The following is a 13,007-nucleotide window of genomic DNA, read 5'->3' on the forward strand; positions in this document are numbered from 1 at the left end:
GGACCGGTCCGACGCGGGCCGGTAGCCTTTGCGCGAACAGCACACCGCCGGACCACACAAGGGTGCGGTCGGGACTGACGGAGAGGGCTGGAGACAGTTATGGAAGAGCCGCGTCGCCTCGGCGGCCGGTACGAGCTGGGCTCGGTGCTCGGCCGTGGTGGCATGGCCGAGGTCTACCTCGCCCACGACACCCGGCTCGGCCGCACCGTCGCCGTGAAGACGCTGCGGGCCGACCTCGCCCGCGACCCGTCCTTCCAGGCCCGGTTCCGCCGGGAGGCCCAGTCCGCCGCCTCGCTCAACCACCCGGCGATCGTCGCCGTCTACGACACCGGCGAGGACTACGTCGACAGTGTCTCGATCCCGTACATCGTGATGGAGTACGTCGACGGGTCCACCCTGCGGGAGCTCCTGCACTCCGGCCGCAAGCTGCTGCCCGAGCGCACCCTGGAGATGACCGTCGGCATTCTCCAGGCCCTGGAGTACTCGCACCGGGCCGGAATCGTCCACCGCGACATCAAGCCGGCCAACGTCATGCTGACCCGCACCGGCCAGGTCAAGGTGATGGACTTCGGTATCGCCCGCGCCATGGGTGACTCCGGCATGACCATGACGCAGACCGCGGCCGTCATCGGCACCGCCCAGTACCTCTCCCCGGAGCAGGCCAAGGGCGAGCAGGTGGACGCCCGCAGCGACCTGTACTCCACCGGCTGCCTCCTGTACGAACTGCTGACGGTCCGACCGCCGTTCGTGGGCGACTCACCGGTCGCCGTCGCCTACCAGCACGTCCGGGAGGAACCGCAGCCCCCGAGCGTGTACGACCCCGAGATCACGCCCGAGATGGACGCCATCGTCCTCAAGGCACTGGTCAAGGACCCGGCCTACCGCTACCAGTCCGCGGACGAGATGCGCGCCGACATCGAGGCCTGCCTCGACGGGCAGCCGGTCGCGGCGACCGCGGCCATGGGCGCCGCCGGCTACGGCGGGTACGGGGGCTACGACAACGGCTACGGCCACCACGACCAGCCCACCACCGCGCTGCGCACCGCGGACCCCCAGCAGACCTCCATGATGCCGCCGATGAACCCGGACGGTGGCGGCTACGGCTACGACGACCGCGGCACCCAGCGGCGCCGCAACCAGAAGAAGAGCAACACCTCCACCATCCTGCTCGTCACCGCGGGGCTACTGGTCCTCGTCGGAGCCATCCTGATCGGCCAGGCGCTGGCCAGCGGTGACCGCGACGACCGCCCCACCGTCCCCCAGCTGGTCGGTGAGACCTTCGAGAGGGCGGTCTCCCGGGCCGGCAACATCGAGCTGAAGGTCAACAAGGCCAAGGAAGAGCCCTGCGCGGACCAGCCCAAGGGCAAGATCTGCTCCCAGAGCCCGGAGGCCGGTACCAAGGTCGAGGTGGGCACGCCCATCAACGTGACCGTGTCCACCGGTGCCCCCAAGGTCCAGGTCCCCGACGTCCAGGGGCTGTCCTTCGAGTCCGCCGAGGAGCAACTCAAGGCCAAGGGCTTCGTGGTGGAGAAGGAACTGGAGGAGTCCGACCGCAGCGTGGGCACGGTCATCGACCAGAAGCCCAAGGGCGACTCCAGTGTCGAGAGCGGCTCCACCGTCAAGCTGACGGTCGCCAAGGAAGCCGCCAAGTCCGTCGTCCCGGACCTGCTGGGCAAGAGCGTCCCGGAGGCCCGCAAGGCGCTGGCGGACGCCGACCTCAAGCTCGGTAGCCAGACCGAGATCGAGTCCGCCGAAGCGACCCCCGGCACGGTCGTGGAGCAGAGCCTGTCCATCGGAGCCGAGGTACGGCCCGGCTCCACGGTGGACATCAAGGTCGCGAAGGCCGCCGAGCAGGTCGCGGTTCCCTTCCTGATCGGCAAGACCGTGGGCGAGGCCCGGGAGGAGCTGGCCAGCGCCGGCCTGGTCTTCGGTCAGATCCTCGAAGGCTCCCAGGAGGAGGACGCCCGGATCAGGGCCACCGATCCGAGCTTCGGCCAGCAGGTCGCCCCCAACACCCCGGTCAACGTCCGCACCTTCGGTCGGGACGGGAACAACGACAACCGCGGTCTCGGAGTCTTCCGCTGATCCTGACGAACCGGCGCGCACGGGCCCGGGTCGGCTCCCCTCATCGGTGGACGCCGCCCCGGGCCCGCCCGTTTCCCCGTGCGGGCCCGGTCCGGTGAGCCGCTCTCAGCGGAGTTCGGCCGGCGGGGTGCGGTCGGCGTCCACCGCTTCGGTACGGACCAGTTCGCCCCACACCACGTACCGGTAGGTGGAGGTGTAGATGGGTGTGCACGTGGTCAAGGTGATGTATCTGCCCGGTCGGGTCGCCCCGGAGTCCTCCGGTACCGGCTCCAGCACCGAGACGTTGTACTTGCTGGTCTGGGGGAGCATGGCGAAGACCCGGTAGACGTACCAGGTGTCCTTGGACTCGAAGACGATCGGATCGCCGGTCCGCAGCCGGTGGATGTTGTGGAACTTCGCGCCGTGTCCGTCGCGGTGAGCGGCCAGGGAGAAGTTCCCCGAGGTCTCCCAGGGCAGGGCGGAGCGCACCGGCTGCGTGTAGTAGCCCGCGACGCCCTCGTTGAGCTCCTCGGGTCCGGTGCCCCGTTTGACCAGCACCTCCGCGCCGCCCATCGCCGGGACGTGCAGGAAGCCGATGCCGCCCTTGGTGTCCAGGGCGCCGGGGCCGGCCACGGTGGGCGGGGCCGCGGCCCACACCTGACGCACCTCGTTGCCCTGCTCGGCAGCCGCCCGGTCGGCCAGTACGTTCGTCCACCACAACGAGTAGGCCACGAACATCGCCAGCACCAGACCGGCGGTGATCAGGAACTCGCCCAGCAGGCCGAGGACGACGGCAGGTCGGGGGCGGCGGGAGTGGCGGTCGGACACTCTTCCTGCTTCCTCGGCGGGCTCAGCGCACCGCCAGCGCCGGTGGTGCGCCTTGAGCGCGGGGTCGTTCGGCGACCATCTTGCCCCAGACGACCATGCGGAACGTGCTGGTGAACTCGGGAGTGCAGGTGGTGAGGGTGAGATAGCGACCAGCGCCGGTGAATCCGGAACCGGCGGGCACCGGGTTGAGGACCGCCACGTTCGAGGGCGGGGTAGAGGGCAGGATGCGGGTCATCTCGTAGGTGTAGTAGGCGTCCCGGGTCTCCACCACGATGGGGTCTCCCGGCTGTAGCCGGTTGATGTAGCGGAAGGGCTCCCCGTGGGTGTTGCGGTGACCCGCCACGGCGAAATTGCCGCTCTCGTCAGAGGGCATGGCCGTCTTCAGCCGACCCTGGGCGTAGTGCCCGACCATGCCCCGGTCGAGCACCTTGGACTTGCTGACGCCCTCCGCGATGGGCACCTTCACGTCGAGCTTCGGGATGTACATGATCGCGAAGCCCTGCCCGGGCTCGAACGCCGTGGGGCCGGGCTCGGGCGCCGCGCCGGTGGCCCGCTCCCAGTCCCGCTGGAGGCTGCCGGCCGCGCCGTTCGCCTGCCGGGTGGCCAGCACATTGGTGTACCAGAGCTGGTACGTCACGAACAGCAGCAGCAGCACGCCCATGGTGATGAAGAGTTCGCCCACCGTCCGGCAGGCCACCACCAACGGGCTTCCGCGCCGGCGCCGGGCCGCCTGTTTCGCGGCCTCCCGGGCCGCGACCCGCCGGGCGGCACGACCGCCGGTGGCCGCCGGCGGTGGTGGCGCGGGAGGCGGTGGTACCGGGGGCGGTGGGGGTGCCGCGTACCACTCGTACGGATCCGCCGCCGGGCGGAAGTCGGTCACGCCTTGCCCACCACCGGCGCCAGCCCGCGGGAGCGTCCGACGGCTCCCGGGTCACCGCATTCCGCCAGCCAGTTGGCCAGCATCAGGTGACCCCACTCCGTCAGCACCGACTCGGGGTGGAACTGCACCCCCTCGACCGCGTGCTCACGGTGTCGCAGGCCCATGATGATCCCGTCCTCGGTCCGCGCCGTCACCTCCAGAACCTCCGGAAGCGTCATCGGCTCGGCGGCCAGCGAGTGGTAGCGGGTCGCGGTGAACGGGGAGGGCAGCCCGGCGAACACGCCCCTGCCCTGGTGCGTCACCAGCGAGGTCTTGCCGTGCAACAGCTCCGGGGCCCGGCCGACCACGCCCCCGTAGGCCACCGCCATGGACTGCATGCCCAGGCACACCCCGAAGACCGGCACCCGAGTCCGGGCGCAGTGCCGCACCATATCGACGCACACACCTGCCTCCTCCGGCGTCCCCGGTCCGGGGGAGAGGAGCACACCGTCGAAACCGTCCTGCGCGTGGGCGAGTGCCACCTCGTCGTTGCGCAGCACCTCGCATTCGGCACCCAGCTGGTACAGGTACTGGACCAGGTTGAAAACGAAGCTGTCGTAGTTGTCCACGACCAGAATGCGCGCGCTCACCTGGCGGTCCCCGATCCTTCGTCGACGGTCACATCATTGAACGGGAGCAGCGGCTCAGCCCACGGGAAGACGTACTGGAACAGCACGAACACCACCGTGAGGGCCAGTACGAGCGAGATCGCGGCCCGCACCCACGCGTTGCCGGGCAGGTGCCGCCAGATCCAGCCGTACATACCGCCCCTTTCACTGCGGTACCGCGTCCGCGATACCGCAACAGAGTAAAGGCAGCGACCCCGGAGGGTGAGTCAGCTCCGCAGAACGGACGGTCGGCCCGCCGTCACCGGATCCGCGGCTGTCAGCCGCGCCCACACCACCAGGCGGTGGCTGTGACCCCACTCGGGTTCGCAGGTGGTCAGCGTCAGGTACTTGCCGGGCGCCCGGAAGCCCGACTTCGCCGGCACCGGGTCGAGGACGTCCACCTCCTGCGGTGTGATGCGCAGTGGCCGGTTCGCCACCCGGTAGGTGAACCAGGTGACGCCGTCGTTCAGCACCACCGCGTCACCCGGCCTGAGCCGGGGGAAGTCCTTGAAGGGGTCCCCGTGGGTTCGCCGGTGTCCGGCCACGGCGAAGTTGCCCTCTACGCCGAGCTGCCCGGAGCCCGGGTAGTGCCCCAGGCCGCGCTTGAGTACGTCGGCTCCCGTGCCCTGAAGGACCGGCTTGGTCCAGTGCGTGCCGAACCGGGGGATGTGCATTTCGGCGAAGGGCCGCCCGGGCGGGTAGGCCTCCCCGCCCGGCGGCGGCTCGGACGGGGCCCGGCGGGCCGTCCCGGGGGCCGCGGCGGGGCCGGTCGGCCACCGGTCGCGTAACCGCTCCAGCTCCGCCGTCATGGACTGCTCCGCCCGCACCCCGGTCCACAGCAACAGGTAGGCGACGAAGAGCACGATGAGGGTGCCGACCGTCAGGCACACCTCGCTGAAGGTACGGACGATCAGCCTCGGCGCACTACTTCGCCGGCTCCGCATAGTGGAGGTCCACTGTGCCGGAGTACCCCGGAAGAGTCACCCTCTTGTTCTCTTCCACTTTCCAGCCCAGGCCGTAGGCGTCCACGTACAGCTGGTAGTTCTGGATCGCGGTGGAGTCGTTGAGGGCCTGCTTGAGCTTCGCCTGGTCGCCGATGGCCGTCACCTTGTAGGGGGGCGAGTACAGGCGGCCCTGGAGGATGAGGGTGTTGCCCACGCAGCGCACAGCGCTGGTGGAGATCAGCCGCTGGTCCATGACCTGCACGCCGCGGGCCCCGCCGGCCCACAGGGCATTGACCACCGCTTGTAGGTCCTGCTGGTGGATGACCAGGTCGTTGGGCTGCGGCTCGGGCACGTTGGGGATGCGCGCGGTCGCTCCGGGGGGCGCGTCGTTGAGGGTGACGGTGACTGCGGGTCCGGCCAGTGGCTCGGTACCGGCGGTCCGCTGGAGTGCGGCCAATCGGGCGTCTTCGGCTCCGGTGCTGCCGTTGTCACGCTCGGCGAGGGCGTCGACCTCCTCACGGACCGCCGCGGTGCTCTTCTCCAGCTCCTCGTTGCTGCGGCTGCGCTCTTGGATGAGATCCGAGAGTTTCAACAAGGAGTCATCGGTGCGGATGTCGGTACCGTGGGAGGTGTTGAAGCTGGTGACGAAGATCAGTCCGGCCAGGACGAAGACGGCGAGGGTGAGCAGCCGGACCGGCCGCCTGTCGAAACGACGGTGGTGCGTGTTGTCGGTACCCGCACCGCCGCCCTCGGGATTGGTCAACGTACCCTTCTCCTTCAACGCCGCTGAAGCACTACGCTAACGGACGCCCGGGGGAGGCCAGTCCCCAGCGCATCGACAGGAGATACCCCTCGTGCCGAAGTCACGGATCCGCAAGAAGAACGACTACACGCCGCCGCCGGCGAGGCAGGCGACGAACATCAGGCTTTCCGGCAGCAGCTGGATCGCTCCCATCATGCTCGCCCTGTTCCTGATCGGTCTGGCGTGGATCGTCGTCTTCTACGTGACGGACACCCGCCTGCCGGTGGAAGCCCTGGGCAACTGGAACATCGTGGTCGGCTTCGGCTTCGTCGCCGCTGGCTTCGGTGTCTCCACACAGTGGAAGTAGCGCTGTCAAGCTTGGGGGCGAGTTATCCACAGCGCTATCCACAGCTGAGGATAAGGAAGAAGATCTGTGGATAACGTCACCACCGGTTGACACCGGTGTGACTGATCCGGATCCTCCGGCCAGCCCCAGCGTACGCCTGAGCCCCTTGTCCCCCCTGGAAAACCAGGGAATCGGAGACAAGGGGCTCAGGTGTGTGCAAGGAGTTCCACAGGGAGCACCAAATCGACCACGGACTGTGGACAACAGTCGCTCAGCTGAGCGCCGCAGTCCTCAGGAGCACGATGACCACACTGGTGAGCGCCACCAGTGCACAGGTGCCCCACTGCACCAGCGCCCGCTTGTCGCGGGGCGCGTGCACCATCCCGTACGCGATCACCGCGCCGGCGACCAGCCCACCGATGTGCGCCTGCCAGGCGATCGCGTCCCGCCAGGCGAAGGTGATCACCAGGTTGATCGCCAGCAGTGCGATCAGGGGCCGCATGTCGTACCGCATCCGGCGCATCAGCACCGCGGTCGCGCCGAGCAGACCGAAGATCGCGCCGGAAGCGCCGAGCGAAGGCGCGTTGGGCGCGGCCAACAGATAGGTCAGGGCGCTGCCGGCCAGCCCCGACAGCAGGTACAGCGCGAGGTACCGGGCCCGGCCGAGCGCCGCTTCCAGGGGGCCACCGAGCCACCACAGGCTGAGCATGTTGAAACCGATGTGCCACGTCTGCTCGTGCAGGAACATCGCGGTGAGCAGCCGGTACCACTGGCCGGTCGACACCCCCTCCAAGGGGGCGCCGAATTCCTCCACGTACCGGCCGACCAGCTCCAGCGGCAGCAGGAAGGACCTGCCCAGGACGGCGCCGACGAGGAACACCACGACGTTGATCCCGAGCAGCACCTTGGTCACCAGGTGCGGATCGGTTGCGACGGCGCCACCCGCCACCGTCCTCGGCGTCGAGGCCGCGGCCGAGTGACCCGTGCCGGACCCGGCCCGGACACACTCGGGGCACTGGAACCCGACGGAGGCGTTCACCATGCATTCGGTGCAGATCGGCCGCTCGCATCGGGTGCAGCGGATACCGGTCTCCCGGTCGGGGTGGCGGTAGCAGCCCGGAAGACGGTGGGTGGCGGCGTCCTGATCAGGACGTCCTGGCGGCTGCTGGTCCATCGGTCCCCTCTTGTCTACGGCAGGGCGGTGCACCCCGCCGGTCCGGTACGTAGGAAGTACGGACGGACGGGGCGCAAAGGTTCCCCGGTCGGTCGCTGGCGGAGGTGCTCAACGCTTTTCGACGGAGACCGACTCGATCACCACGTCATCGACGGGCCGGTGGGTGCGCGGGTTGGTGGCCGTGGTGGCGATCGCGTCCACCACCTCGCGGCTGGCCGGATCGGTGACCTCGCCGAAGATCGTGTGCTTGCCGGTCAGCCAGGCCGTGGGGGCCACCGTGATGAAGAACTGGGAGCCGTTGGTACCGGGCCCGGCGTTGGCCATGGCCAGCAGGTACGGCTTGGTGAACGCCAGGTCCGGGTGGAACTCGTCGGCGAACTCGTAGCCCGGGCCACCGGTGCCGTTGCCCAGGGGATCGCCGCCTTGGATCATGAACCCGCCGATGACACGGTGGAAGACGGTGCCGTCGTAGAGGCGGCCGTGACTCGGCTTGCCGGTGTTGGGGTCCACCCACTCGCGCTCGCCCGTGGCGAGCTCGGTGAAGTTCCGGACCGTCTTCGGCGCGTGGTTCGGCAGCAGCCGCACCTCGATGTCGCCGCGGTTGGTCTTCAAGGTGGCGTACAGCTGCTCGGCCACGAATCTGCCTTCCATCCTCGTCAGTCGTCTCTCGCGTCACCCGATCCTCGCACGGCCCCGGCCGTCACGGAGAGCCCCGACCGTGGCCGAATGCGGCCCGTGCCACCCGGATGCCCCGCCTCGCATGCCCGGCCGGCTGCCGGCAGGCATGATCCGACAGAGGGTGGAAAGGTGATGTGTGTCCGCCACCGACGAGGAGGATGACGTGAGCCGCAAGGACAGCGTGCGCACCGCGGCCGGCACGGCGAAGGACGGCGTTCTGCACGCCGCGGAGGTGGTGGCGCCCTACGCAGCGACCGCGCGCGACTCCGCCGTGCACTACGCGCAGGAAGCACGGGACCGACTGGGCCCGCCCATGTCGCAGGCCGCGGCCCAGGCCGCCCGGCAGGTCCGGTCCCAGTACGAGGAGCACCTAGCGGCCCGGGTGGAACAGGCGCGATGCCACGTGCCCCCGAAGGTCGACCGGGCGGCGCGTGAGGCGGTGCTGCGGACCCGGAAGGCCGCTCAGCAGGCGGCCGACTACGCGGGCCCGCGGGTGGAGAGCGCCGTGGCCGCGGCGCAGCCGGTGGCGGAGGAGGCGGCTGCCCGCTCGGTGGCCGCAGTCGCAGCGCTGCGCGGGCAGGTGTCCGCCAAGGAAGTGAAGCGGCTGATCCGACGCCATGAGCGGCGCGCGGCCTATGGCCGTGCCCTGCGAGTGACCGCACTCGCGGTGGTCGTGGCGGCTGGTGCGGTCGCAGCCTGGAAGTGGTGGGACCGGCAGGCCAACCCGGACTGGCTGGTGGAGCCGCCGGCGGCAACCGAAGTGTCCGAGCGGTCTCCGCTCAGCTCCGTGGACGGCAGCGGACCGGCGGAGCGGCAGGACCGGGAAGCGGGGGCGGCAGAAGAGGACGGCCACGGCTGAGACGGCCGCGAAGGTCGGTCCTGGAACCAAGGGTCCGGGACCGACCTTCGCCGTGTTCGGAAAGGTTCTTCGCCTTGATCTGGTTACGGGGTCCGCTCCGGCGGCGGTTCAGCGGGGCAGGGTGAGGAGAAGGCCTGGATGGATCAGGTGGGGGTTGTCGCCTATGACGTGACGGTTGATGCGGTAGAGGTCGGACCAGCGACTCTCGTGGCCGAGTTCGCGACGGGCGATGGCGGGAAGTGAGTCACCGGGTTTGACCGTGTAGATGCAGATCTTGCCGGTCCGGTCGAGGACGGTCATGGACACCTCCACGAATGGGCTCCGCCGGGGAGGGCTCTCCCTTTTCCCACGGTCAGGCACCGGTTCAGAGTGTGCGCCCCCACGTGCTCCCAAATACGCCATCTGAGTGACATTTCCCTGCGCCACCTGGATACCAGCCATCCACAGCTGTCTCTTTCTGGCTCCCCCCGTCACCTCTCGTGCATCATTGAACCGGCTGCTTCTTTACCTTCCGACCGAAATCCATCTGCTTCAACTCGCAATCTGGCTGCGGAGGTTCGCGATGGTGGCACAGATGCGCGTTCACCTGGTGCTCGTGCATGGCCTGTTCTCGTCAGGAAGGGCGTGGAAGGCCTTTCACGACCTGATAGCCACCGACCCCGAACTCCGCGACTGGGTCAGCATTCACCGCTTCGAGTACGACTCTGCGGTCACCAAACTCCGCCCGGACCGCCGCGTCGCCGAGACCGACGACATCGCCGACCAACTCGGCACCTTTCTCCAGACCCAACTCGCCGACGCCGAACGCATCATGCTGCTCACCCACAGCCAGGGCGGCCTGATCGTCCAGCGCTTCCTGGCGCGCAAGCTGTGGAACGGCGCAGGCACCGAACTCGCACGCATCAAACACCTCACGATGTTCGCCTGCCCCAATACCGGATCGGGCTTCTTCCTGTCGGTACGCAAGAACCTCAAAGGGCTCGCCAATGCGCAGGAGCGCCAACTCCGGCCATTCGACCGCTCAGTGACGGAAGCCCAACGTACGGTCCTGAGCTCCGTGGTGCATGCCCGCACCATCAGCGACACCGAATGCCCCATCCCGGTGCAGGCCTTCGGCGGCAGCGCCGACAACATCGTCCCGCCAGTGGTGGCCAGAGGAGTGTTCCCCGAAGGCGGGGTGGTCACCGCGGACCACTTCTCCATCATCCGCCCCGCCGACCGCACCGCCCTGCCCTACCTGTCCGTACGCGCCGCCCTGCTGAAGGTCGGCACGCCGACCCCCAGGACACCGTCGCCCCCACGGCCGGTCCCGGCACCCACCACCCCCGTCGAAGCACCCCGGCCAGCAGGGGCGGGCATCCCCCGCGAGCCGTCCCCCGCACGCCCCTCCGCCGAGGAGTCCCCGGTGGGCTACTCGCCGGTGCCGCCGTACGTGCGCCTGGAAGAAGGCCAACTCAAAGGCCAGGACCGACATCGCCTGATCGCCTCGCTCCTCACCCCGCAGTCCCCGGACTCCGCACAGCGGGTGCACGTACTGGCGGGGCTGGGCGGATCCGGGAAGAGTCGGCTGGCCCTGGAGATCGCTGACCGGGCCCGCACCACCGGCCGCAAGGTCTGGTGGATCTCGATCCCGGAACTCAGCGCCCGCATGCGGGCGTTGGCCCTCGACCTGGGGGCGCCCTCGATGCAGGTGGAGCGGGCCTGGGTGCACGGCCGCGCCATGGAGCTGGTGTGGGAGCGGCTCAACTCCTGCCCGGAGCCCTGGCTGCTGGTGTTCGACAACGCCGATGAGCCCCGCCGGCTCGGCTCGGGGCACGAGCCGGTCTCGGACGGCACCGGTTGGCTCCGCAAACCCCTCACTGAGAACGGCATGGTCCTGGTCACCAGCCGGGTACGACGCCAACAGACCTGGGGGGACTGGAGCCGGGTCCATCAGGTCCTCCCGCTCGGCGACGAGGACGGAGCTTCCCTGCTGCTGGAGCGGACCGGCGGGATCGGCGGCACGAACGAGGAAGCCCGCACGCTCTCCTCTCTGCTGGGCGGGCTGCCACTGGCACTGCGGCACGCCGCGGACGTCATCAGGGCGGTGCAGGGAAGCCACCTCACCCTCGACAGCGACCCCCAGGACTTCAGGCGGTTCGGTGACGCGGTGCGGTCTGGTCCCGGCCTCCCGGGACCAGACCGCGCCAACTTCACCGAACTGATGGGCCAGGAGATCGTCCAGAAGGTCTGCGGCATCGCACTGGAGCTTCTGAGTCAGCGCGACCTCCCCCAGGCAGCCACCCTGCTGAAGGTGTTCGCCTGCCTGAGCATCGCCCCGGTTCCGTACCGCTGCCTACTGAACGGCGAGGTCCCCGCCCAGTCCCCACTCCTCCCCGGCTTCTCCACCACCCAGCGCAAGGCCGTCCTAGAAGGGCTGGAGGACTTCGGCCTGGTGGACTCCTCGGAGCGCACCGACACCACCGACCAGGACCTGGCGCACGTACTGACCCTGCATCCGGTGGTGCACGGCATCCTGCGCGAGGACGAAGGTGTTCGTGAGCGTGCCACGGACTACTACGGCCTGGCGGTCCGCATGCTGCTGTCGGCAGCCGGCAGGTCCTCCCCGGACCACCCCGCCAACTGGCCCCGCTGGGGCGCGATCGCTCCCCACGCCCTGGAGGTCTGCAAGGCCTGCCTGTTGGGTGAAGCGGCATTGACCGACCGCTCGGTGCTGACCGCCGCACTGGAGCTGGCACGGTTGACCACCCGCTTCCTCATCGCCACCGGCCTGCTCGGCCCCGCCGACGAACTGGTCCTGCCGATCATCGGCAGGTGCGGTTCCTTCGGATTCGACCAGGACGACCGGGAGATCCTCGGCCTGCGCCACGAGAGGGGTCGCATCCTGCTCGAACGCGAGGAGCTCACGGCGGCCGAGGAGCAGCTCAGGCTCGTCGTCTCCGCCCGCACCACCATCCTGGGCGAGGACGACGCCGACACCCTCGCCAGCCGCCACAAACTGGCCCGCGCGATCAACGAGCAGACCGGTCGCGAGGACGAGGCCGAGCCGATCCTGCGCTCCATCATCACCGCGGAACGCACCGTTCGCGGCCCGGAGCACTACGACACCCTGGTCGTGCGGCACACCCTGGCCCGTACCGTGCTGGCGCTCGGCAAGGACCGCGAGGCCGAGTCGGAGACGCGCCAGATCCTGGAGATCAGCGAGCGCAACCATTGGCCGCCCGCGACACCCGAGATCCTGCGGGTGCGCGAGACGCTCACCCACTGCCTACTCAAACAGGACGAGGCGGAGGAGGCCGAGCGTGTGATCGACAAAGCCCTGGAGGACGCCGCCCAACCGAGGGACTCCCACCTGGTGATGCGGTTGCGTTACACCCACGCCCTGGTGTTGCTGGGTTTGGCGGGGCGTACCCCCGAAGCGGTGAACGAGTTGACGGACCTGCAGAGCGACCTGACCCGGGTGCACGAATCTGACATACCGCTAAAACAGGTGGTCAAGGAGTTGTTGGAGAAGACCCGACGCGAGATGCCGGGGCCGGGCAAACAGATCCTCGACGCAGTTGACCAGAACGAACCCACCTATTGAGGACTTGCGCGTAGCCTGAGCGTGCCCGCACTCTGTGTGACGCATCCAACACTGGAATACGCGGAGGTCCGCCGATGGCTGCTGTCCATTCCGATACGGAAAACGATCACTCGCATCAATGGGGTGCTCCGGGGAGCGCTCTGGAGGAGATGCAGGCAGAGATCGGAAGACGCATCGCCATGGAAGCTCTGGACACCGGGCGCCAGGCACTGGAACTCGATGCCAAGTCCGCATTCCGCACCACCAGCGGATCGCATCC

The 13,007-nt window shown here is 69.0% G+C and carries 12 protein-coding genes and 1 pseudogene; 4 read left to right on the forward strand and 9 right to left on the reverse strand.

The window, feature by feature from the left end; all coding sequences use genetic code 11:
• Positions 1-99: 99 nt before the first annotated feature.
• Complete coding sequence (pknB, locus tag ACFYMC_RS15220) at positions 100-2,085, forward strand: Stk1 family PASTA domain-containing Ser/Thr kinase (protein WP_388524304.1); 1,986 nt, start codon at positions 100-102, stop codon at positions 2,083-2,085.
• Positions 2,086-2,190: 105 nt separating this feature from the next.
• Here the strand turns inward: pknB and ACFYMC_RS15225 are convergent, their stop codons facing one another.
• The 6 genes and pseudogenes from ACFYMC_RS15225 to ACFYMC_RS15250 all read right to left on the reverse strand — a co-directional run bounded on the left by ACFYMC_RS15225 (position 2,191) and on the right by ACFYMC_RS15250 (position 6,126).
• A complete protein-coding gene (locus tag ACFYMC_RS15225; protein ID WP_388524306.1) occupies positions 2,191-2,892 on the reverse strand; it encodes a class E sortase in 702 nt (233 codons plus the stop codon).
• A gap of 22 nt (positions 2,893-2,914) precedes the next feature.
• Positions 2,915-3,712, reverse strand: a pseudogene (locus tag ACFYMC_RS15230) (class E sortase); the annotation flags it as partial.
• Positions 3,713-3,768: 56 nt separating this feature from the next.
• Positions 3,769-4,401 carry an aminodeoxychorismate/anthranilate synthase component II gene (locus ACFYMC_RS15235; RefSeq protein ID WP_388524309.1) on the reverse strand — a complete coding sequence of 211 codons (633 nt, stop codon included), beginning with the start codon at positions 4,399-4,401 and terminating at the stop codon, positions 3,769-3,771.
• Positions 4,398-4,574: a hypothetical protein gene (locus ACFYMC_RS15240; RefSeq protein WP_388524312.1), complete on the reverse strand. Its 177-nt coding sequence runs from the start codon at positions 4,572-4,574 to the stop codon at positions 4,398-4,400. Before ACFYMC_RS15240 ends, ACFYMC_RS15235 begins: the two co-directional genes overlap by 4 nt.
• 72 nt (positions 4,575-4,646) lie before the next feature.
• Complete coding sequence (locus ACFYMC_RS15245) at positions 4,647-5,363, reverse strand: class E sortase (RefSeq protein WP_388524315.1); 717 nt, start codon at positions 5,361-5,363, stop codon at positions 4,647-4,649.
• On the reverse strand, positions 5,344-6,126 hold the full coding sequence (locus tag ACFYMC_RS15250) for a DUF881 domain-containing protein (protein WP_388524317.1): 783 nt from the start codon (positions 6,124-6,126) through the stop codon (positions 5,344-5,346). Before ACFYMC_RS15250 ends, ACFYMC_RS15245 begins: the two co-directional genes overlap by 20 nt.
• 91 nt (positions 6,127-6,217) lie before the next feature.
• Here ACFYMC_RS15250 and crgA point away from each other — a divergent pair, with 91 nt between their 5' ends.
• Positions 6,218-6,472 carry a cell division protein CrgA gene (gene crgA, locus ACFYMC_RS15255; protein ID WP_388524320.1) on the forward strand — a complete coding sequence of 85 codons (255 nt, stop codon included), beginning with the start codon at positions 6,218-6,220 and terminating at the stop codon, positions 6,470-6,472.
• Positions 6,473-6,722: 250 nt separating this feature from the next.
• Here crgA and ACFYMC_RS15260 read toward each other — a convergent pair whose 3' ends face one another.
• Positions 6,723-7,625 (reverse strand): rhomboid family intramembrane serine protease, encoded by a 903-nt coding sequence (locus ACFYMC_RS15260; RefSeq protein WP_388524322.1) that lies wholly within the window; start codon positions 7,623-7,625, stop codon positions 6,723-6,725.
• 108 nt (positions 7,626-7,733) lie between these two features.
• On the reverse strand, positions 7,734-8,261 hold the full coding sequence (locus ACFYMC_RS15265; protein ID WP_388524325.1) for a peptidylprolyl isomerase: 528 nt from the start codon (positions 8,259-8,261) through the stop codon (positions 7,734-7,736).
• 205 nt (positions 8,262-8,466) lie between these two features.
• On the opposite strand from ACFYMC_RS15265, the gene ACFYMC_RS15270 reads away from it, so the two are divergent.
• A complete protein-coding gene (locus ACFYMC_RS15270) occupies positions 8,467-9,162 on the forward strand; it encodes a DUF5324 family protein (protein ID WP_388524413.1) in 696 nt (231 codons plus the stop codon).
• A gap of 108 nt (positions 9,163-9,270) precedes the next feature.
• On the opposite strand, the gene ACFYMC_RS15275 is transcribed toward ACFYMC_RS15270, so the two are convergent.
• A complete protein-coding gene (locus ACFYMC_RS15275; RefSeq protein WP_388524328.1) occupies positions 9,271-9,462 on the reverse strand; it encodes a LysM peptidoglycan-binding domain-containing protein in 192 nt (63 codons plus the stop codon).
• Positions 9,463-9,736: 274 nt separating this feature from the next.
• Between ACFYMC_RS15275 and ACFYMC_RS15280 the strand changes: the two genes are divergently transcribed.
• A complete protein-coding gene (locus ACFYMC_RS15280) occupies positions 9,737-12,748 on the forward strand; it encodes a tetratricopeptide repeat protein (RefSeq protein WP_388524331.1) in 3,012 nt (1,003 codons plus the stop codon).
• The last annotated feature ends 259 nt before the right edge of the window (positions 12,749-13,007 follow it).

It is taken from the genome of Streptomyces sp. NPDC006879, assembly GCF_042869595.1.
GTDB lineage: Bacteria > Actinomycetota > Actinomycetes > Streptomycetales > Streptomycetaceae > Streptomyces.

What these genes read in the sequence shown, in the direction of transcription:
- pknB (WP_388524304.1), top strand. Translation starts at nt 100, where the DNA reads ATGGAAGAGCCGCGTCGCCTCGGCGGCCGGTACGAGCTGGGCTCGGTG.
- ACFYMC_RS15240 (WP_388524312.1), bottom strand. Translation starts at nt 4,574, where the DNA reads ATGTACGGCTGGATCTGGCGGCACCTGCCCGGCAACGCGTGGGTGCGG.
- ACFYMC_RS15245 (WP_388524315.1), bottom strand. Translation starts at nt 5,363, where the DNA reads ATGCGGAGCCGGCGAAGTAGTGCGCCGAGGCTGATCGTCCGTACCTTC.
- ACFYMC_RS15260 (WP_388524322.1), bottom strand. Translation starts at nt 7,625, where the DNA reads ATGGACCAGCAGCCGCCAGGACGTCCTGATCAGGACGCCGCCACCCAC.
- ACFYMC_RS15275 (WP_388524328.1), bottom strand. Translation starts at nt 9,462, where the DNA reads ATGACCGTCCTCGACCGGACCGGCAAGATCTGCATCTACACGGTCAAA.
- ACFYMC_RS15280 (WP_388524331.1), top strand. Translation starts at nt 9,737, where the DNA reads ATGCGCGTTCACCTGGTGCTCGTGCATGGCCTGTTCTCGTCAGGAAGG.